Raw genomic sequence first — 20,297 nt, forward strand, 5'->3', positions numbered from 1 at the left:
AGCAGCAGTGGCAGTGACACAGGAGCAGGCGGACTGGTTCGCCGGCGCGTTCGCGCAGCTGGTGGCGAACGTCGACAAGGCGATCCTCGGCAAGGAGCACAGCATCCGCCTGGTGATCACCGCGATGCTGTCCGGCGGCCACGTGCTGCTGGAAGACGTGCCGGGCACCGGCAAGACCGTGCTCGCGAAGGCGCTCGCCAACACCGTCGAGGGCACGCAGTCGCGCATCCAGTTCACGCCGGACCTGCTGCCCTCCGACGTCACCGGCGTCACGATCTACGACCAGTCGACCGGCCGGTTCGAGTTCCACCCCGGCCCCATCTTCGCGACCGTGGTGCTCGCCGACGAGATCAACCGGGCGAGCCCCAAGACGCAGTCGGCGCTCCTCGAGGTGATGGAGGAGGGTGTGGTCACGGTCGACGGCGTCGGACACCCGGTCGGTGCGCCGTTCGTGGTCATCGCAACACAGAACCCGGTGGAGCAGGCGGGCACCTACTCGCTTCCCGAGGCGCAGCTCGACCGCTTCCTGATCAAGACCTCGCTGGGATACCCCGACCACGCCACGACCGTCGACCTGCTGCTCGACTCGTCGAACCGGTCGCGGGCGTCGGCGGTCCGTCCGATCATCGCGGCGGACTCCGTGTCCACCCTGGCGCAGCTGGCGTCCGAGGTGCACACCGACGCCAGCGTCATGGGCTACCTGAGCGAGATCGTCACCGCGACCCGCGACGACAAGGATGCGGCGCTCGGCGTGAGCATCCGCGGCGCGCTGGCGCTCGCCCGGGCGGCCAAGACCTGGGCCATCTCCTCGGGCCGCACGTTCGTCACCCCGGACGACATCCGCGACCTCGCGCTTCCGGTGCTGGCGCACCGCGTGATCGTCGACCCGGAGTCGGAGTTCGCCGGCGTGACGGCCGCCGACATCGTCGAGCGCGCCGTCGCCTCCGCCACGCCCCCGGCGTACCGCGCCGCCTGAGCGGCCGCCGCCGAGATCTCAACGTTCCCGCCGAGAGGACCACGATGACCACCGACAGCCCGGCACGCGCCCGGCGCCGCCGCGCGTCCGCGTCGGACCAGGCCCGCATCGCGGCCGATCAGGTCGGCGCGGCCGTCGCGCGCGTGACGCGGAGCGTCTCCGACCGGGTGGCTCCCGCCGGCCGGGCGATCGGCCGGCGCGTCCTCCCGGTGGTCGCGGTCGTGAGCACGCTCGGCTGGATCGTCCTCGGCGGCGCGGTCGTCTCGGTGGTCCTCGCCGCGTGGCTCGGCTGGGCCGAGTTCGCGTACATCGGGGCGACCCTGGTCGCCGCCCTCGTGATCGCCGTCGCGTTCGTCTTCGGCCGGTCAACCTACCGGGTGGGCATCGAGCTCAACCCGCGCCGCGTCGTCGCGGGCGACCGGGCGCTCGGACGTCTCACCGTCGCCAACAGCGGCTCGCGCCCCGTCTTGCCGACCCGCATGGAGCTGCCCGTCGGGGAGGGGCAGGCCGACTTCACCATCCCGCGGCTGGCGCCCGGTGCCGAGACCGAGGAGCTGTTCGCCGTCCCCACCGCGCGCCGTGCGCTCATCCTCGCCGGACCCGCGCTGTCGGTCCGCGGCGACGCTCTCGGCCTGCTCCGGCGCACCAACCAGTGGACCGACCGGATCGAGCTGTTCGTGCACCCCCGCACGGTGCGCCTCGCGGCCACCGCCCGCGGTCTCGTCCGCGACCTCGAGGGGCAGACGACCAAGCTGATCACGGACAGCGACCTCGCCTTCCACGCGCTCCGCACCTACGAGCCCGGCGACGACATCCGCAACGTGCACTGGCGCACCTCGGCGCGCACCGGGCAGCTGATGGTGCGGCAGTACCAGGAGACCCGGCGCTCGCAGCTCCTGCTCGCGTTCGACGCGGAGCGGTCGCGGTTCGCGAGTGACGACGAGTTCGAGCTCGGCGTGGCCGTGATGGCGTCGATCGGGTGCCAGGTCATCCGCGAGGAGACCGAGATCCGCGCGCTGTGGCAGGGCGGCACGATGCGCGTCGAGACGCCGACGGCGCTGCTCGACGACTCGTGCCGCATCCAGCCGGTCGATGGGGCGCACCCGAGCCTGCGCGAGTTCCTGCGGCAGGCGACGCTGCGCATCGCGGCGCCCAGCCTGGCCGTCACGGTGGTCGGCTCGCAGGCGGAGGCGGCGGAGCTGCGGGCGGCGGCCGCCCTCTGGGGCGGCGACACGGAGACCATCGTGATCCGCGTCGACGAGGCCGCCGAACCCCGGCTCACGCGTCTGGGGCGATCGATGCTCATCACGGTGTCAACGCTGCCGGAGCTGCCGACCCTGCTGAAGCGAGCCGGCCGATGACCGCGGCGACCCAGGGCGGCGCGGGCCGCGCCGGCGCAGGAGCCGCTGGCGCGAGCCGTGCGGCGCGTGCTGCCCCGACCGCGCCCGTGTTCGACAGCCTCTCCCGCACGACGTGGATCGACGTGGCCGTGCTCGTCGCGCTGAGCCTCATCGCCGTCGCCGGGTTCGAGCCCGCTTTCGGGCACTACGCGTTCGCGTCCGCGGCCGTCGGCGGCATCCTCGTCGGGGGAGGGGTCGCGCTGCTCGGCCGGCTGCTGCGGCTCTCCTGGTTGCTCACCGCGGTGATCGCGCTGGCCGCCTACTTCCTTCTCGGGACGCCGCTGGCGCTGCCGGGACAGGCGCTCTTCGGCGTGCTGCCGTCCCTCGACAGCCTCTCCGGTCTCGTGCTCGGCGCGGTCTTCGGATGGTCGGATGCGGTGACCCTGCAGGCGCCGCTCGAGGCGCCGCCGTACGTGGCGGTCGTGCCATACGTCGCGGGGTGGCTCGTCGCCCTGGTGTCCGTCTCGCTCGCCGTGCGGTGGCTGCCGCGCCGGGGTTCTCGGCGCGCCCCGGTCGGGCGCGCCGCCGTCCTGCTCGTCGGTCCTGCGTTGCTTCTGCTGGCGGCCATCCTGCTCGGCACGAGGGATCCGTTCTTCGCCGGGGTGCGCGGGGTCCTCTTCGCGGGCGTGGCGCTCGTCTGGCTCGCCTGGCGGCGCGGCCGGTTCGCGCGGGATCGCGTCGAGACCGACACGGCCGTCCGCCGCAGCCGGCTGCTGGGCGGCGCAGCCGTCGTGCTCGGCGCCGTGCTCGTCGGCGCTCTGGCGGGCGCAGTGCTGGCCCCGCCGGCGGCCTCCCGCTTCGTGGTGCGCGACGAGATCACGCCGCCGTTCGATCCGCTCGACTACCCGAGTCCGCTCGCCGGCTTCCGCAAGTACACCAAAGACCTGCAGAAGACGAAGCTCTTCACGGTGACCGGACTCCGTCAGGGCCAGGTGATCCGGCTGGCGACCATGGACAGCTACGACGGCATCGTGTGGTCCGTCGCCGCCCCCGGCAGCGACACGGACGCGTCCGGAGCGTTCGAGCTGCTCGGCAGCACCATCCCGCGGCCACCGCTGTTCACGCCGGGCATCGCATCCACCGCCTCCATCGACGTCCTGGGCTACTCCGACGTCTGGCTGCCGACCCTCGGGTACACCGATCGGCTGACCTTCGACGCCCACACCGGCCAGGACCCGACCACCACCGTGCGCGTCAACACGGCGACCGGCACGGCCGCGGTCACCAGCGGCGTGCGCGACGGACTCAGCTACACGGTGGGCGCGACCGCCCAGAAGATCCCCAACGACCGGGCCCTGGCGAAGGTGCCGCCGGCGAAGCTGACGCTGCCGCCGGTCACCAACGTCCCGGATGTCGTGTCGGCGAAGGCGGAGGAGTACGCCGGCTCCGCCGACACCGCGATCCAGAAGCTGCGGAACATCGAGCGGTCGCTGAAATCGCTCGGGTACCTGAGCCACGGGCGGGCCTCCGACCCCGTGCCGTCCCGCGCCGGCGAAGGGGCGGACCGCATGACGGACCTGCTCTCGAAGTCGCCGATGGTCGGCGACCAGGAGCAGTACGCCAGCGCCTTCGCCCTCATGGCCCGCCGTCTCGGCTATCCGACCCGCGTGGTCATGGGCTTCGCGCCGAAGGTCACCGGCAGCACCACGACGGTCACCGGCGACGACGTCACCGCGTGGGACGAAGTGGCGTTCGACGGGGTCGGCTGGGTGCCGTTCTTCCCGACCCCGACCAAGACGGACGCTCCGAAGAACCAGACGACGAAGCCGAAGCTCGAGCCGCAGCCGCAGGTGCGCCAGCCTCCGCCGGCCGACCCGCGCGCCGAGGACCTGCTCACGCCGGTCAAGACGAAGGACAACGACCCCAAGGACAAGACGTCCGGATTCAGCATCCCCGTCTGGGTCTGGGTCGTGCTGGGGGTCATCGGCATCCCGCTGCTCGCGTACTTCGTGCCGCTGCTGGTCATCGCCGCACTGAAGCGCCGCCGACGGCGGAGGCGCGAGACGACGGGTCCGCCGGACCGCCGGGCGGCCGGCGCCTGGGACGAGCTCGCCGACGGCTACGCGGAGCTGGGGCTCACCATCCCCGAGCGGTCCACCCGGCTGCAGGCGGCATCCTCGCTCGAGCAGCAGTCCGCGGCGCAGAGCCTTCCCGTACCCGACGGCGGCCTCCGCGACCTGGCACGGCACGTGGATGCGGCGGTCTTCGACGGCACGGACGTCGCGGAGCAGCGCGTCCAGACGGCCTGGGGTGCAACGGACCGCGCCCTGTCCGAGGCGACGAAGGCCGCGGGGCCGCTGCGCGCCCGGCTCGCCGCGTTCCGGTACCGCCGCCCGCGCCGGGCCTGACCGCCGGGCCGCAGGCCGCTCCGTATAGTGGCCGTATGGACGACAGCGGGTTCATCGTGCCTCCGCCCGGACTCATCCCGCCGCGCCCGTCGGACGCCCCCGGAACCGGGCCGTCCGCGTCGCCCGGCCGCCCGCTTCCCGCGTTCACACCGCCTCCCGGCCTCCCGGCCGCACCCGGTGCCGGCCCCGCGGCCCCGGCGCAGCAGCCGCGGCCGGTCTGGCGCCTCGTGCTCGCGGGCGGCCACGCCGTCCCGGTGGGCCGCACCCTGCTGCTCGGCCGCAACCCGTCGCACGCCGCCCTTCCCGGCGCCCCCGACGCCGAACTCGTCGTGCTCGACGACCCGACGTCGACGGTGTCGAAGACCCACGCCGCGCTCGCCCCGGACGGCGACGATCTCACGGTCACCGACCTCCACTCGACCAACGGCGTGGTCGTCGACGGCGCCCGGGCCGAGCCCGGTGAGCCGGTCCGGCTCCGGGGGAGCGCCGACATGCTGCTCGGCGACCTGCGGGTCCGCGTGGAGCTGTCCTGACCGGAGGCCCGGCGCTGCCGGTGATAACCTGTCTCTCGTGTACGCGGGTCTTCTCCTCCTTAGCCGCCGCGGCGAGTCCTAGACATCAGGCCACCCTCGCCGCGGAGTCCGTCGACGGCTGATCCGTTCACACGCTAAGGAGTTCGCACGACATGAGCACCCCCACAGTCCCCACACACTCGGGACCCACATCCTCGGGGCCGCTGACGCTGGCCGAGAAGGTCTGGAACGACCACCTGGTCGCGAAGGGCGAGGACGGCTCGCCCGACCTCATCTACATCGACCTGCACCTGGTGCACGAAGTCACCAGTCCGCAGGCCTTCGACGGCCTCCGCATGGCGGGCCGTCCGGTCCGCCGGCCGGACCTCACCATCGCGACCGAGGACCACAACACCCCGACCATCGGCATCGACAAGCCGATCGCCGACCTCACCAGCCGCACGCAGATCGAGACGCTCCGCCGGAACGCCGAGGAGTTCGGCATCCGCCTGCACTCGCTGGGCGACGTCGAGCAGGGCATCGTCCACGTCGTGGGCCCCCAGCTCGGGCTCACCATGCCCGGCATCACCGTCGTCTGCGGCGACTCGCACACCTCCACGCACGGGGCCTTCGGTGCGATGGCGTTCGGCATCGGCACCAGCGAGGTGGAGCACGTGCTCGCCACGCAGACGCTGCCCCTCAAGCAGTTCAAGACCATGGCGATCACCGTCGAGGGCGAGCTGCGACCGGGCGTGACCGCGAAGGACATCATCCTCGCCGTCATCGCGAAGATCGGGACCGGCGGCGGTCAGGGCTACGTGCTCGAATACCGCGGCAGCGCCATCCGCTCGCTCTCCATGGAGGGCCGGATGACGATCTGCAACATGTCCATCGAGGCCGGAGCCCGCGCGGGCATGGTCGCCCCCGACGAGACGACCTTCGCCTACCTGAAGGGCCGTCCGCACGCCCCCGAGGGCGCCGACTGGGACGAAGCGGTCGCCTACTGGAAGACCCTGCAGACCGATGAGGATGCCGTCTTCGACGCCGAGGTCTACCTCGACGCCGCCGACATCGAGCCGTTCGTCACCTGGGGCACCAACCCCGGCCAGGGCGTCTCGCTCAGCCAGGCGGTCCCCGACCCGGCCGCGATCGCGGACCCGAACGCCCGCGCCGCCGCCGAGCGCGCGCTGGAGTACATGGACCTGCAGCCCGGCACCCCGATGAAGCGCATCCCCGTCGACGCCGTCTTCATGGGCTCGTGCACGAACAGCCGCATCGAAGACCTCCGGGCCTTCGCCTCGATCATCAAAGGCCGAAAGAAGGCCGACGGCGTGCGCGTCATGGTCGTCCCCGGCAGCGCCCGCGTGCGCATCGAGGCCGAGGCCGAGGGCATCGACAAGATCGTCGAGGAGTTCGGCGCCGAATGGCGGTTCGCGGGATGCTCGATGTGCCTGGGCATGAACCCCGACCAGCTGGCGCCGGGGGAGCGCTGCGCATCCACCTCGAACCGCAACTTCGAGGGCCGCCAGGGCAAGGGCGGCCGCACCCACCTCGTCTCGCCGTTGGTCGCGGCGGCCACCGCCATCCGCGGAACCCTCTCGAGTCCCTGGGACCTGGAGCGCGAAGGCGACGACACGCCGCGCGATGGCGGCACGGATGCGCGCATCGGAGAGAAGGTGGGCGCCTGATGGAGAAGTTCGAGACCGTCACCGGAACCGCCGTCCCGTTCCGGCGCTCCAACGTCGACACCGACCAGATCATCCCGGCGGTGTTCCTGAAGCGCGTCACCAAGACCGGGTTCGAGGACGCCCTCTTCCACGCCTGGCGGCAGGACCCCGACTTCATCCTCAACCGGCCCGAGTACCAGGGTGCGACGGTGCTCGTCGCCGGCGCCGATTTCGGCACGGGTTCGTCACGCGAACATGCCGTGTGGGCGCTCCGCGACTTCGGATTCCGGGTCGTGCTGAGCCCCCGCTTCGCCGACATCTTCCGCGGCAACGCGGGCAAACAGGGCCTTCTGACGGGCATCGTGACCGAGGAGGACGCCGAGCGCCTCTGGGAGGCGATCGAGGCCCGGCCGGGAATAGCCGCGACGGTGGATCTGGTTGCCAAGACTGCGACCGTCGGTGAGGTCCAGGTGTCTTTCGACATCGACGACTACACTCGCTGGCGTTTGCTCGAAGGGTTGGACGACATCGCCCTGACCCTGCGCGACGAGGCGCTCATCTCCGAATACGAATCGGGCCGCGCGAGCTGGCGGCCCACGACCCTCCCGGTGAAACTTTGAACTCACTCCTTCAGGACGCCCAGGCAGCTGGAGCACGCGTCGGCCTCAAGGGCGACCGCATCACGATCAACGGCGGCATCCCCCTGCGGGGCCGCATCGAGGTCCGCGGCGCCAAGAACTTCGTCACCAAGGCGATGGTCGCGGCCATCCTCGGCGAAGGCCCCAGCGTGCTGCGGAACGTCCCGGACATCTCCGACGTCCGCGTCGTCCGCGGGCTGCTCGAGGTGCACGGCGTCAAGGTGACGGACGGCGCGGAGGAGGGCGAGCTCCTGCTCGACCCGAGCGCGGTCGAGTCGGCGCACATGGCCGACATCGACGCGCACGCGGGTTCCAGCCGCATCCCGATCCTGTTCTGCGGCCCGCTCCTGCACCGCCTGGGTGAGGCGTTCATCCCCGACCTCGGCGGCTGCCGCATCGGCGACCGCCCGATCGACTACCACCTCGAGGTGCTGCGCAAGTTCGGCGCGGTCGTCGACAAGCTGCCCAGCGGCATCCGCATGACCGCCCCGAACGGCCTGCACGGCGCGAAGCTCGAGCTCCCGTACCCGAGCGTCGGCGCGACCGAGCAGGTGCTGCTGACCGCGGTGCGTGCCGATGGCATCACCGAGCTCAAGGGCGCGGCGATCGAGCCCGAGATCATGGATCTCATCAACGTCCTGCAGAAGATGGGCGCGAGCATCTCGGTCGACACCGATCGCGTGATCCGCATCGAGGGCGTCGACAAGCTCGTCGGCTACAGCCACACCGCGCTGTTCGACCGCAACGAGGCCGCAAGCTGGGCGGCCGCGGCGCTCGCGACCGGCGGGGACATCTTCGTCGGCGGCGCCCGCCAGCCCGAGATGCTGACCTTCCTCAACGTCTTCCGCAAGGTCGGCGGCGCCTTCGAGATCGAGGACGACGGCATCCGGTTCTTCCACCCGGGCGGGCCGCTCAAGCCGGTCGTCATCGAGACCGATGTCCACCCGGGCTTCATGACCGACTGGCAGCAGCCGCTGGTGGTCGCGCTGACGAAGGCCGAGGGCGTCTCCATCGTCCACGAGACCGTGTACGAGCAGCGCTTCGGCTTCGTGGATGCGCTGATCGACATGGGCGCGAAGATCCAGGTGCACAAGGAGTGCCTCGGCGGCCACCCGTGCCGTTTCGGCCAGCGGAACTTCAACCACTCCGCGGTCATCATGGGTCCGGTCGACCTGAAGGGCGCCGACATCGAGGTCCCCGACCTCCGCGGCGGCTTCAGCCACCTCATCGCGGCGCTGACCGCCGAGGGGCGTTCGACCGTGAGCAACGTGGGCATCATCAGCCGCGGCTACGAGAACTTCATCACGAAGCTCCAGCTGCTGGGAGCCGACTTCACGATGGAAGGCTGAATCCGCTCACAGCCGGCCACGACCCGGTACTTTTCCACAGATCCCACCCTGTCTCACCGGTGATACACTCCCACCATGGAGACTGTCAGCGTGAGAGATCTACGCAACCATGGCGGCGACATCCTCGACAGGGTGGCTCGCGGCGAACACCTGACCATCACGCGCGACGGCGCCGCCGTGGCGGAGCTTTCTCCGCTGGCGGCGCCGGGGCGCGCCCTGTCCGCGCTGATCGATGCCCGCCGCACGCTGCCCGCGGTCGACCCCCGCGCGCTGCGGGCGGACGTCGACGCGGTCGTGGAGCAGCAGTGGTGATGCAACCGGGGCTCCTCGACACGTCGACGCTCATCCTGCTGGCGCGGGTGGCGGATCCGTCCGAGCTGCCCGACATCCCGTCGATCAGCGCGATCACCCTCGCCGAGCTCTCCGTGGGGCCGCTCGTGGCCGCCACGGAGAGCGAGCGGGCGGCCCGCCAGGCGCACCTGCAGCTCGCCGAGGCGGACTTCGACCCGATCCCGTTCGACACCTCGGCGGCCCGAGCGTTCGCGCGGGTCGCCCAGTCCCTGCGGGAGGCCGGCCGCAAGCCGACCGCGCGGGCGTTCGACGCCCTCATCGCCGCGACGGCCATCTCCCGCGATCTGCCGCTGCACACCTGCAATCCGGACGACTTCGCGGGCATCCCGGAGCTCGATCTGCGGCCCGTCACGGTCGCGCCATGAGAGCGCCGCACACACCCGCATGCGCCGAGCGCCATGCCCGTCACGGATAATGGGATGGTGCCAGCAACCGATCCGCCCGTGAAGAAGCAGCGATCCGAGAAGAGCCGTCCCTCGATCTTCTGGGTGCTGGCAGGCATCCTGCTCCCCATCGGCTACCTGCTGGCCCGGTTCAAGATCGTCGACGGCGAGAAGCTGCCGCGCACCGGAGCGTTCATCCTGACGCCCAACCACTACAGCGAGATCGACCCGGTGATGATGGGCATCGTCGCCTGGAAGCTGGGCAGACTCCCGCGCTTCTTGGCGAAGGAGAGCCTGTTCCGGGTCCCGGTCGTCGGCTGGTTCCTGCGCAGGTCCGGTCAGGTCCCGGTCGCGCGCGGCGGAAGCGCGCGGGGGTCGGCCCCGCTCGAGGCCGCCCAGAAGGTCGCGGACGAGGGCCGGATCGTCGTCATCTACCCCGAGGGCTCCCTGACCCGCGACCCCGACATGTGGCCGATGCGCGGCAAGACCGGCGCGGCGCGGATGGCGTTCGAGCACGACATCCCGGTGATCCCGATCGCGCACTGGGGCACCCAGCAGGTGATGGCGCGCTACGCCAAGAAGATCAGCTGGTTCCCGCGTAAGACCATCGACGTCAAGGTGGGCGACCCGGTCGACCTGTCGGCCTTCCGCGGACGTCCGCTCGACAATGCGACGCTCACCGAGGCGACCGCCGTCATCATGGATGCGATCACCGCACTCCTCGAGGATCTGCGCGGCGAGAAGGCTCCCGCGGAGCGGTGGGACCCGTCCCAGCACAACCAGAAGGAGACCGGCCGCTTCGATGGCTAAGGCAGTGAAGGCTCCCGTCGCCCGTCCCCGCCGGATCGCCGTGCTCGGCGCCGGCAGCTGGGGGACCACATTCGCGAAGATCCTCGCCGACGGCGGTTCCGACGTCGTGCTCTGGGCGCGCCGGCCGGAGCTCGCGCGCGAGATCAACGAGGTCAAGCGCAACAGCGACTACCTCGAGGGCATCAACCTGCCGCGCAACCTGCGGGCCACGTCCCGGCTGGGGGAGGCGATGCGCGACGCCGAACAGGTCTTCGTCTCCATCCCGAGCCAGACCCTCCGGTCGAATCTCGAGGCGATGATCCCGTTCCTCGGGCCCGAGACCGTCGTCGTCAGCCTGATGAAGGGCGTCGAGAAGGGCACCGGCCTGCGCATGAGCGAGGTCATCGCCCAGGGGCTCCCGATCGAGCAGGACCGGATCGCGGTCGCCTCGGGTCCCAACCTGGCGCTCGAGATCGCGCGCGAGCAGCCGACGGCGGCCGTCGTGTCCTCCTCGAGCCTCGAGACCGCACAAGCGGTCGCGATCTCCGCGACCAACCGGTACTTCCGCAGCTTCGTGAACACTGACGTCATCGGCACGGAGTTCGGCGGCGTCCTCAAGAACTTGATCGCGGTCGCGATCGGCATCGTCGACGGCGTGGGCTACGGTGAGAACACGAAGGCCTCGATCATCACGCGCGGACTGGTCGAGATGACGGACTTCGCCGTCGCGTACGGCGCGAAGGCGGAGACGCTGTCGGGCCTCGCAGGCCTCGGCGACCTCATCGCGACGTGCGAGTCCTCCCTCAGCCGCAACAACACCGCCGGGCGGCTCCTCGGGCAGGGCTACGGCTTCCACGACGTCGTGAAGCAGATGAACCAGACCGCGGAGGGGCTCGCCTCGGTGGCGCCTATCCTCACCCTCGCCGAGGCGCGGGGGGTCGAAATGCCGATCGTCCGTCAGGTCAGCCAGGTGCTCGCCGGTACGCTCGATCCGAAGGACATCGCACCGCATCTCACGACGGATTCGGACGAGCCGCAAGGCGAAAGGACATTGGATGACGGACAAGGTCGCGGTCGCGCTTCTCTTTGGGGGTCGCTCAAGCGAGCATTCGATCAGCTGCGCGACGGCGGCGGGCGTCCTTGAGGCGATCGACCGGGACCGCTACGACGTCATTCCGATCGGGATCACGCACGACGGCGCCTTCACCCTCCAGCCGGACGACGCGGCGCGCTTCGCGCTGAACGCCGAGAAGCTGCCGGAGGTCGACGACAACGGCACGCGCATCCTCTGGCCGGACAGCGCATCCAGCCGGGCACTGTCGGTGGTGAACCCCGACGGCTCCCGCTCGTCGCTCGGCGACGTGGACATCGTCTTCCCGATCCTCCACGGACCCTTCGGCGAGGACGGCACGCTTCAGGGCATGCTCGAGCTCGTCGGCCTGCCGTACGTCGGCAGCGGCGTGCTCGCCAGCGCGCTCGGGATGGACAAGCACTTCACCAAGACCGTGCTCCAGCAGGCGGGCATCCCGGTCGCACCGTGGCGCACGGTCACCGCCTACGAGTGGGGTACCCGTCCGGACGAGGTGCGCGACGCCGTCCGCCCGCTCGGGCTCCCGGCGTTCGTGAAGCCGGCCCGAGCCGGTTCGAGCGTCGGGGTGACGAAGGTCTCCGACTGGTCCGAGCTGGATGCGGCGATGGCGACCGCCCTCGCCGAGGACGACCGCGTGCTGATCGAGTCGATGGTGGCGGGTCGCGAGGTCGAGATCGCCGTCCTCGGCGGTCGTCCGGGGGAGCCCGCGCGAGCGTCCGTCGCCGGCGAGATCGTGCTCACCGGCCGCGACTTCTACGACTTCGCAGCCAAGTACCTCGACGCTCCGGGCATCGACCTGGTCTGCCCGGCGGACCTCACCGACGACCAGCTCGCGGAGATGCAGGACCTCGGCATCCGTGCGTTCGACGCGATCGGCGCCGAAGGGCTGTCCCGCGTCGACTTCTTCCTCACCGCGGACGGGTTCGTGGTCAACGAGATCAATACGATGCCGGGCTTCACGCCCATCTCGATGTTCCCGCGCTGCTGGCAGGAGTCGGGACTCAGCTACCCGGCGCTGATCGATGAGCTCATCCAGGTCGCACTGGCCCGCGCCGCCGCCTGACACCTCTCGGAGAATCCGGGCGCTGTCGGCGCGCCGGTGCGGCGATCAGGGGGCTGTCGTCGCGGTCGGAGCGGGCGTCGGGGTCGAGCCCGGGTCCGTGTCGAGCGTGGAGAGGCACTTCTGGGTCTGCTTGACTGTGGAGATCGCGCTGGCGAACTCGGGCAGCACCGACGAGTCGGAAACGCCGGAGACGTGGTCGATGATGACCTCGGTCGCCGGGGTGCGCCCGAACGTCTGGTAGACGATCGTCTTGGCCGCTGGGTCGGTCATCAGCACCCAGTCGACGCCGTTGACGTTGACGCAGGGCTTCGTCGTCGGTCCGATCGGCGGAACGCCGCAGCGCAGGATCACGACGGCCGGGTCGCCCCACGCGCCGGTCGCCTGGGCGTCCGTCTCGCGCGCCGGCTCGTCCGCGACCGTGTCGGGGAGGCGGACGCTGATCTCCGCGCAGCCGGGCGCATTGCTGTCGGCGGCCGGGTCGAGGGAGACGGTCGGCGTGCAGCCGGCGAGGAGGAGTGCCGCTCCGGCGAGCAGCAGGGCCGGGAGGGCGCGGCGACGGGAGTTCATCGGTTTCAGGCTACCGTTTCAGATCATGGGAATCTCTGGGAGCGACGCGTCCGCCATCACGCTCGGTCAGGCGTCCGAGCGGGAGGCGCTGCGGCGCATCTTCCCGCGGCTCCCACAGTCGTCGGCGACCCTGGTGGGCCCCGGTGACGACGCCGCCGTGCTCGCCGCACCGGACGGCCGCTTCGTCGTGACCACCGACATGATGGTCCACGGACCGGACTTCCGTCTCGCCTGGTCCGGACCGGTCGACCTGGGCTGGAAGGCCGCCGCGACCAACTTGTCGGATGTGGCCGCCATGGGCGCCGTGCCGACGGCGCTCGTCGTCGCGATCGCCGCGCCTCCCGAGACCCCGGTGGCGTGGCTGGAGGGCGTGGCGGATGGCTTCCGCGAGGCCTGCGCCGAGCTCGCCCCGGGCTGCGGAGTCGTCGGCGGGGACCTGTCCGTCTCCGCCACGCTGACCTTCGCGGTGACCGCTTTCGGCGACCTGGAGGGCCGGACGCCGGTGCTGCGCAGCGGTGCGCGGCCGGGCGACATCGTCGCGGTGTCCGGCGCTCTCGGGCAGGCGGCGGCCGGTCTGCGAGTCCTCTTCGCGGAGGCGGTGCATGCGTCGGGCGAGCCGGACGCGGACCGCTTCGCCTCCGTCGCGGCCGCGCATCCGGACACCGTCGGCGCGCAACTCCGCCCGCGGCCGCCCATCGCGGACGGGCCGCGCGCCGCCGCCTCCGGCGCGACGGCGATGCTCGACCTGAGCGACGGCCTCGCGCTCGACGCGCGCCGCGTCGCGGAGGCGAGCGGGGTCGCGATCGACCTCGACACGTCGACCCTCGGCCCGGATGCCGCCACGGCCCTCCGCGGCGGCGAGGATCACGGGCTCTTCGCTGCCTTCCCGCCCGGCACGGAACTCCCGGGCGGATTCCGCCGCGTCGGCGTCGTGCGCGAGGGCCAGGGCCTGCTGGTGGACGGTGTCCCGTTCGGCGAACGCGGGGGATGGGACCCGTACCTGGAGTGGGACGGCGGTCAGGGCTGACCCGGCGTCACCCAGAAGATCGCGGTCTCGCCGTAGTCCTTGCGGCGTTCGAGCACGAGGCCGTCGGGGAGTGACGGCTCGGGCCCGCGGGCGCTGCGCTCGACGCACACCACGGCGTCCTCCGACAGCAGCGGTTGCAGCGCGGTCAATACGGCCGCCAGCTCCTCCTCGCCGACCTCGTACGGCGGGTCGATGAACACGACGTCGAACGGCCCGCTCGCCTGCCCGAGGTACGACTGTACGGAGGCGGCGCGCACGTCGATCGACGGCGGGGGCCCGTGGTGCCGGCTCGAGCGGGCGGCAGCGGTCAGCGCGGCCGCGTTGCGCCGGCACACCTGCGCCGCCGCGGGGCTCCGCTCCACGAGCACGATCGAGGTCGCGCCCCGGCTCGCCGCCTCGAGGCCCAGGGCTCCCGAGCCCGCGTACAGGTCGAGCACCCGCGCCTCGTGGAGAGCATCCCGCGCCTCCAGGGCCGAGAACACGGCCTCCCGCACGCGGTCGGAGGTCGGGCGCGTCCCGCTCTTCGGCACCTGCAGGGTGAGCGATCCGGCGAAACCGGAGACGATTCGGGTCATAGCCCCCCGAGCCTAGCGTCGCGGAGGATGCACCCGCCAAGATATGAGAATGGAGGAACGCCTGGAGCAGGCAGAGCTCGACCGCCTGTGGCTCCCCGGTGACCCGATCGCCTCCGAAGAACGCCTGGCCGACGCCGTCGCCCGTTCGGACCGGTCGGAGGTCGTCCGCGCAGAGCTGGAGACGCAGCGAGCGCGCGCCCTCGGTCTGCAGGGGCGCATCGAGGAGGGCGAGGCGCTTCTCGACTCGCTGGAGCCGGCCTCCGGAGTCCTGGAGGTGCGCGTGCTCCTCGAGCGGGGCCGCCTCCGCCTCGCCGCCGACCGGCTGGAGGAGGCGGTGCCGCTGCTGGAGGCGGCCCTGCGCGCTGCCCGCCGTGACGGCGACACCGGCCTCGCGCTGGAGACCGCGCTGACCCTCGCCGAGGCGGACGCCCCGCGGTCCGAGCAGTGGGTCGAGGAGGGGCTCGCCGATCTCGCCGGGACGGGCGATCCGCGGCTGCTGCGCTTCGGCGCCGTGCTGTTCGATCTGCGCGGCTGGGCGCGGTTCGCCGACGGCGACGCGGCGGCCGCGCTGGTGTCCTTCGAGGATGCGGTGCGCGCCGCCGAGCTCTACGGCACGCCCGACCAGCGCTTCGCCGCGCAGTGGGCGGTGGGCAGAGCCTTGCGGGCGCTGGGACGGACGACCGAAGCGCTGGCCGTCCAGCGACGGCTCCAGGAGGAGCGACCGGACGCACGGGCCGTCGCCGCCGAGCTGGCTGAACTCGAGCGGTCGACCGAGCAGCGACCCACCGGCACGGATCCCTCCACAGGGTCCGGCGGGCGTCCCTTTCCCACCGCACCGCAGACCGACGGCGCAGTGCCGGGGGAGACGCATACGATCGAGTCATGACCTCCGCCTCCGCCCCGGCCGGCTCCGGAGTCGACGCCGGCGCCGTCGGCCTCGACTCGCGGCTGAGCGGCGTGCTCGGGGGCCGCACCGCATCCGCGTTCGAGAAAGCGTTCGGGATGCGCACGGTCGCCGACCTGCTCAGCCACTACCCCCGCCGCTACGCGAAGCGCGGCGAGCTCACCGCCCTCGCCAACCTGCCGCTTGACGAGAACGTCACGATCATCGCCGAGGTGCTGCGGGTGCAGGAGCGGCCCATGCGCGCCCGGCGGGGAAGCATCCTCGAGGTCAAGATCTCCGACGGCGAGGGGATCCTGACCCTCACCTTCTTCAACCAGGCGTGGCGGTCGCGCGAGCTGACGCCGGGCGTCCGGGGCATCTTCGCCGGCAAGGTGTCGGCGTACCGCGGAGCGCTCCAGCTCGCGCATCCCGACTACGAGCTCTTCGAACCGGACGCGGAGAACGCGGTGGTCCCGGGGAGCGCCGCGGCGAAGGACTGGGCGATGACCCCGATCCCGATCTACCCCGCGACCGGCACCGTCGCGAGCTGGCAGGTGCAGAAGGCGGTCGGGCTGGCGCTCGACGCGCTGGGTGACGTGCCCGACCCCGTCCCCGACTCCGTAGTCGTGGAGCGCGGGCTCGTGCCGTTCCGCGACGCGTTGGAGGGCATCCACCGGCCGCAGAAGGATGCGCAGTGGCAGCGCGCCCGGGACACGCTGCGGTTCCAGGAGGCGTTCGTGCTGCAGGCCGCGCTCCTGCAGCAGCGCGCGGCGACGCGCGAGGTGGCGGCCACCCCGCGGAAGGCGGTGCCCGGCGGCCTGCTCGAACGGTTCGACGCGGCGCTGCCCTTCGCCCTCACGGGTGACCAGGACGTCGTGGGCGGCGAGATCGAGCGCGACCTGGCCGGCACGGCGGCGATGCACCGGCTGGTGCAGGGCGAGGTCGGGTCCGGCAAGACGCTGGTCGCGCTCCGTGCCATGCTCGCGGTCGCCGACTCCGGCGGTCAGTCCGCCCTGCTCGCCCCGACCGAGGTGCTGGCGGCGCAGCACCTGCGCTCCATCGCCGCCATGCTCGGTCCCGATCTCTCCGCCCAGCTGATGCCGACCCTGCTGACGGGTCAGCTGTCCGCCGCCGAGCGCAAGCGCGCCCTGCTGCGCACGGTGTCCGGCCAGGCGCGCATCGTGGTCGGCACGCACGCGCTGCTCGGGGACGCGGTCACGTTCTTCGACCTCGGTCTGGTCGTCGTCGACGAGCAGCACCGCTTCGGCGTGGAGCAGCGGGAGGCGCTGCGGGCGAAGGGCGGCACTCCGCCGCACGTCCTCGTGCTCACCGCCACGCCCATCCCGCGCACGGTCGCCATGACCGTCTTCGGCGACCTGGACGTGTCGACCATCGCACAGCTCCCCGCCGGACGGCAGGGGATCGAGAGCTTCGTCGTCCCGCTCGCCGACCGCCCGGGCTGGGAGCGCCGGATCTGGGAGCGGGCCTCCGAGGAGATCGGGAAGGGCCGCCAGGTCTTCGTCGTCTGCCCGGCCATCTCGGGCAAGGATGCGGAGGACGACGGCGAGGAGCCGGAGCCCGACGAGGAGCAGCCCGACGGCGCACCGCCGCGGCCCACCGCGAACGTGGAGGCGGTCGCCGCGCAGGTGCGCGCCGATCCGCTGTTCGGGGACGCGCGCATCGGCGTGCTGCACGGCCGGCTGCCCTCCGAGAACAAGGACGAGGTGATGCGCGCCTTCGCGGCCGGCGACATCGACCTGCTCATCGCTACCACGGTCATCGAGGTCGGCGTGAACGTGCCCAACGCCTCCGCCATGGTGGTGCTCGACGCCGACCGGTTCGGCGTCTCCCAGCTGCACCAGCTGCGCGGCCGGGTGGGCCGGGGTGACATCCCCGGACTGTGCCTGCTGGTGACCGCCGCCGAGCAGGGCTCCCTCGCCCGGGAACGCGTGGAGGCGGTCGCCGCGACCCTGGACGGGTTCGAGCTGGCGAACGTCGACCTGGAACTGCGTCGCGAGGGGGATGTGCTCGGCAGCCGCCAGTCGGGCGGCCGGTCGTCGCTGCGCCTGCTGCGCGTGGCCTCCGACGGCGAACTGATCGCGGAGGCGCGGGTCGCGGCTGAGGAGACACTGGAGTCCGACCCGGGGCTCGCCGAGCATCCCGCGCTGCGCGCCGCGCTCGCCCGCCGGCTGGACGAGAGCGAGCGGGCCTTCCTCGGCAAGTCCTGACCGCTCGGCGCGGTCGCCGGGTCAGCACGTCGCCGGGTCAGCGGGACGACGGCCCGCAGGGCAGGATGCGCATCCCGCGACGCGGATCGCCGGGCAGCACGACGACGCGGCGGCGATCACCGAGGAGGTTCGTAAGCAGGGTCTCGGGCGGCAACTCCGGCACGAAGCCCCCGACGGGGCGCGTCCGTCGCGCGGCCACACGCAATCGGTGCACGGTCACCACCCGTGCCGTCGGGCTGAGCGAGGCGAGCCGGCGCTCGATCCGCGTCGCGCTCTCCTCCGTCTCCATCTCGTCGAAGCCGGGATGGGTCAGGATTCCGAGCGCGCTCCCTCGGCCGTCGCCGAGATCGAGCGGCACCTGCGCCGCCACCCAGCCCCGCTCGCGAAACACTGCGAAATCGCGCTCCGCCCGCCGCCGGACCGCCCGGCTGCCGACCACCGCCACGAGGGCGCTCGCCACGAAGCACGCGGCGAACACCGCGGCGATGACCAGCGGAGTTCGCCCGTCAGGCTGCATCGTCGCCCGGGACAGTGAGGCCAGGGCGACGATGAGGCAGCACGCGGCGGCGATGACAGCGGAGCGGGCCAGCACGCCCAGCACGCCGTAGTCGCGCACGGCCGCGCGCAGGTGCCCCGGCGAGCCGATGGATGCGCGCCGCTCGGCGGCCGCCGCGGTGGTCGTCACGTCGTGGTCCTCTCCCGGGTGCGGATGCGTTGTCTCACCTCTGAAGACGGGAACGGCCGCCGATCGTGACGTGCGGGGGCCGCGAACTGCTTGGTAACGGATTCACAACGAAATGCCGGGATCCGCGGGATAGTCTGAAGGTCTATGAACAGGATCGCCGTTGTCCCTGGATCGTTCGACCCGGTCACGCTCGGGCACCTCGACGTGATCGAGCGTGCGGCGGGCATGTGGGACGAGGTCCACGTCGTCGTGGTCCACAACCCGGACAAGTCCGCACTGCTGCCCATCGCGCAGCGGGTCGCCCTGCTGGAGCGGTCCATCGAGGATGCGGGCATCGTCGGCAACATCGTCATCGCCTCCTGGTCCGTCGGGCTCCTGGTGGACTACTGCACCGACGTGGGAGCGCACGTGCTGGTGAAGGGCATCCGCTCGCAGGTGGACGTCGCCTACGAGACGCCGATGGCGATCGTCAACCGTCACCTCGCCGACGTCGAGACGGTCTTCCTGCTCCCGAACCCCGCGAACGCGCACGTCTCCAGCTCGCTGGTCCGGCAGGTCTCCGCCCTGGGCGGGGACGTCAGCCCGTACGTGCCGCCGGTCGTGCACGAGTACCTGCAAGAGACGTGACCCCACAGACGTGAATCCAGAGACGTGAGCCGAGGGCAATGAACAGTTACGCGACGCGCCAGCCCACCGAGTCCTCTGTGGCGCCCCAGGAGGACACCGGCGCGGCCGCGCTCATGGACCTGGACGAGCTGCAGCGCGCTGCCGAGCAGATCACGGCGAACGTCGAATCCGTCATCGACGGCAAGCACGAGGCCGTTCAGACGGCGCTCGTCGTCCTCCTCGCCGAGGGGCACCTGCTGATCGAGGACGTCCCGGGCGTCGGCAAGACGATGCTGGCCAAGTCGCTGGCGAAGTCGGTCGACTGCACGGTGAGCCGCATCCAGTTCACCCCGGACCTCCTGCCGAGCGACGTGACCGGCGTGTCCGTGTACAACCAGGCGGAGCGGCGCTTCGAGTTCAAGCCGGGTGCGATCTTCGCGAACATCGTCATCGGCGACGAGATCAACCGCGCCAGCCCGAAGACCCAGTCCGCGCTCCTGGAGTGCATGGAGGAGCGGCAGGTCACCGTCGACGGCTCGACCTATCCGCTGGCCGCACCGTTCATCGTGGTGGCCACGCAGAACCCGGTGGAGATGGAGGGCACCTACGCCCTCCCGGAGGCCCAGCGCGACCGCTTCATGGCCCGCATCGCGATGGGGTACCCCGACGAGGGCTCCGAGCTCGCCATGCTGACGACGCGCGACACGTCGAGCCCGCTCTCGCGCATCCGGCCCGTCGTCACCTCCGACGAGCTGCGGGCGATGATGATCACCGCGCGCAACGTGTTCGCGTCGACGCCGGTGAAGCAGTACGCGGTCGACCTCGTGCGGGCCACCCGCGAGGACCGCGACCTGCGGCTGGGCGCCAGCCCGCGCGCCACGCTGCAGCTCATCCGCGCGGCGAAGGCCATGGCCGCCCTGGCCGGCCGGGACTTCGTGCTCCCCGACGACGTGGACGCCCTGGCGGTCCCCGTACTTGGGCATCGTCTGCTGCCCACCAGCCGCGCGCTCGGCCATCACCACGAGAGCGCGCCCGTGATCGCGGACATCGTGCGCCGGATCGTCGCCTCGACGCCGGTCCCGGTCGGATCGGGCTCCGCCGGATCCGCGCAGCAGCCCGGCGCCGTGGGTACTGCGACTCTGGGCCGCTCGGGACGCTAG

Annotated in this window: 20 protein-coding genes; 17 read left to right on the forward strand and 3 right to left on the reverse strand. The window is 71.9% G+C overall.

The window, feature by feature from the left end; translation table 11 throughout:
* Positions 1-13 precede the first annotated feature (13 nt).
* The 12 genes from J2W45_RS02550 (at position 14) to J2W45_RS02605 (ending at position 12,566) form a co-directional block, all read left to right on the forward strand.
* Entirely contained in the window at positions 14-976 is a 963-nt protein-coding gene (locus J2W45_RS02550) for an AAA family ATPase (RefSeq protein ID WP_310134880.1), read from the forward strand.
* A gap of 44 nt (positions 977-1,020) precedes the next feature.
* Complete coding sequence (locus J2W45_RS02555) at positions 1,021-2,337, forward strand: DUF58 domain-containing protein (RefSeq protein ID WP_310128766.1); 1,317 nt, start codon at positions 1,021-1,023, stop codon at positions 2,335-2,337.
* Positions 2,334-4,724 (forward strand): transglutaminase TgpA family protein, encoded by a 2,391-nt coding sequence (locus J2W45_RS02560; protein ID WP_310128768.1) that lies wholly within the window; start codon positions 2,334-2,336, stop codon positions 4,722-4,724. The genes J2W45_RS02555 and J2W45_RS02560 overlap by 4 nt, the downstream gene beginning before the upstream one ends.
* Before the next feature lie 35 nt (positions 4,725-4,759).
* Positions 4,760-5,257, forward strand: a complete 498-nt coding sequence (locus J2W45_RS02565; protein ID WP_310128770.1) for an FHA domain-containing protein — start codon at positions 4,760-4,762, stop codon at positions 5,255-5,257.
* A gap of 152 nt (positions 5,258-5,409) precedes the next feature.
* Complete coding sequence (gene leuC, locus J2W45_RS02570; protein ID WP_310128772.1) at positions 5,410-6,924, forward strand: 3-isopropylmalate dehydratase large subunit; 1,515 nt, start codon at positions 5,410-5,412, stop codon at positions 6,922-6,924.
* Complete coding sequence (leuD, locus tag J2W45_RS02575) at positions 6,924-7,523, forward strand: 3-isopropylmalate dehydratase small subunit (protein ID WP_310128773.1); 600 nt, start codon at positions 6,924-6,926, stop codon at positions 7,521-7,523. Before leuC ends, leuD begins: the two co-directional genes overlap by 1 nt.
* Positions 7,520-8,890: a UDP-N-acetylglucosamine 1-carboxyvinyltransferase gene (murA, locus tag J2W45_RS02580; RefSeq protein WP_310128774.1), complete on the forward strand. Its 1,371-nt coding sequence runs from the start codon at positions 7,520-7,522 to the stop codon at positions 8,888-8,890. The genes leuD and murA overlap by 4 nt, the downstream gene beginning before the upstream one ends.
* 75 nt (positions 8,891-8,965) lie before the next feature.
* The gene (locus J2W45_RS02585) at positions 8,966-9,202 is read left to right on the forward strand and encodes a type II toxin-antitoxin system Phd/YefM family antitoxin (protein ID WP_310128776.1); all 237 of its coding nucleotides are present in this window, start codon (positions 8,966-8,968) and stop codon (positions 9,200-9,202) included.
* Positions 9,202-9,606 (forward strand): type II toxin-antitoxin system VapC family toxin, encoded by a 405-nt coding sequence (locus tag J2W45_RS02590; protein WP_310134881.1) that lies wholly within the window; start codon positions 9,202-9,204, stop codon positions 9,604-9,606. Before J2W45_RS02585 ends, J2W45_RS02590 begins: the two co-directional genes overlap by 1 nt.
* A 54-nt stretch (positions 9,607-9,660) precedes the next feature.
* Complete coding sequence (locus tag J2W45_RS02595; RefSeq protein ID WP_396427055.1) at positions 9,661-10,434, forward strand: lysophospholipid acyltransferase family protein; 774 nt, start codon at positions 9,661-9,663, stop codon at positions 10,432-10,434.
* Entirely contained in the window at positions 10,427-11,557 is a 1,131-nt protein-coding gene (locus J2W45_RS02600) for an NAD(P)H-dependent glycerol-3-phosphate dehydrogenase (protein ID WP_310128779.1), read from the forward strand. The genes J2W45_RS02595 and J2W45_RS02600 overlap by 8 nt, the downstream gene beginning before the upstream one ends.
* Positions 11,469-12,566, forward strand: a complete 1,098-nt coding sequence (locus J2W45_RS02605) for a D-alanine--D-alanine ligase family protein (RefSeq protein WP_310128780.1) — start codon at positions 11,469-11,471, stop codon at positions 12,564-12,566. The genes J2W45_RS02600 and J2W45_RS02605 overlap by 89 nt, the downstream gene beginning before the upstream one ends.
* Positions 12,567-12,611: 45 nt before the next feature.
* Here the strand turns inward: J2W45_RS02605 and J2W45_RS02610 are convergent, their stop codons facing one another.
* A complete protein-coding gene (locus J2W45_RS02610) occupies positions 12,612-13,133 on the reverse strand; it encodes a DUF3515 family protein (RefSeq protein ID WP_310128781.1) in 522 nt (173 codons plus the stop codon).
* 25 nt (positions 13,134-13,158) lie between these two features.
* On the opposite strand from J2W45_RS02610, the gene thiL reads away from it, so the two are divergent.
* On the forward strand, positions 13,159-14,160 hold the full coding sequence (gene thiL, locus J2W45_RS02615; RefSeq protein WP_310128782.1) for a thiamine-phosphate kinase: 1,002 nt from the start codon (positions 13,159-13,161) through the stop codon (positions 14,158-14,160).
* On the opposite strand, the gene rsmD is transcribed toward thiL, so the two are convergent.
* Positions 14,151-14,735: a 16S rRNA (guanine(966)-N(2))-methyltransferase RsmD gene (rsmD, locus tag J2W45_RS02620; RefSeq protein ID WP_310128784.1), complete on the reverse strand. Its 585-nt coding sequence runs from the start codon at positions 14,733-14,735 to the stop codon at positions 14,151-14,153. The genes thiL and rsmD overlap by 10 nt on opposite strands.
* 49 nt (positions 14,736-14,784) lie before the next feature.
* Between rsmD and J2W45_RS02625 the strand changes: the two genes are divergently transcribed.
* Both J2W45_RS02625 and J2W45_RS02630 read left to right on the forward strand, forming a co-directional pair.
* Positions 14,785-15,621, forward strand: coding sequence for a hypothetical protein (locus J2W45_RS02625; protein WP_310128785.1), 837 nt, complete (start codon positions 14,785-14,787; stop codon positions 15,619-15,621).
* On the forward strand, positions 15,618-17,846 hold the full coding sequence (locus J2W45_RS02630; RefSeq protein WP_310128786.1) for an ATP-dependent DNA helicase RecG: 2,229 nt from the start codon (positions 15,618-15,620) through the stop codon (positions 17,844-17,846). Before J2W45_RS02625 ends, J2W45_RS02630 begins: the two co-directional genes overlap by 4 nt.
* A gap of 37 nt (positions 17,847-17,883) precedes the next feature.
* On the opposite strand, the gene J2W45_RS02635 is transcribed toward J2W45_RS02630, so the two are convergent.
* Entirely contained in the window at positions 17,884-18,531 is a 648-nt protein-coding gene (locus J2W45_RS02635) for a hypothetical protein (RefSeq protein WP_310128788.1), read from the reverse strand.
* A gap of 144 nt (positions 18,532-18,675) precedes the next feature.
* Between J2W45_RS02635 and coaD the strand changes: the two genes are divergently transcribed.
* Positions 18,676-19,158, forward strand: a complete 483-nt coding sequence (gene coaD / locus J2W45_RS02640; protein WP_310128790.1) for a pantetheine-phosphate adenylyltransferase — start codon at positions 18,676-18,678, stop codon at positions 19,156-19,158.
* Positions 19,159-19,196: 38 nt separating this feature from the next.
* Positions 19,197-20,297, forward strand: a complete 1,101-nt coding sequence (locus J2W45_RS02645) for an AAA family ATPase (RefSeq protein WP_310128791.1) — start codon at positions 19,197-19,199, stop codon at positions 20,295-20,297.

This window comes from Leifsonia shinshuensis (assembly GCF_031456835.1).
In the GTDB taxonomy this organism is placed as follows: domain Bacteria; phylum Actinomycetota; class Actinomycetes; order Actinomycetales; family Microbacteriaceae; genus Leifsonia; species Leifsonia shinshuensis_C.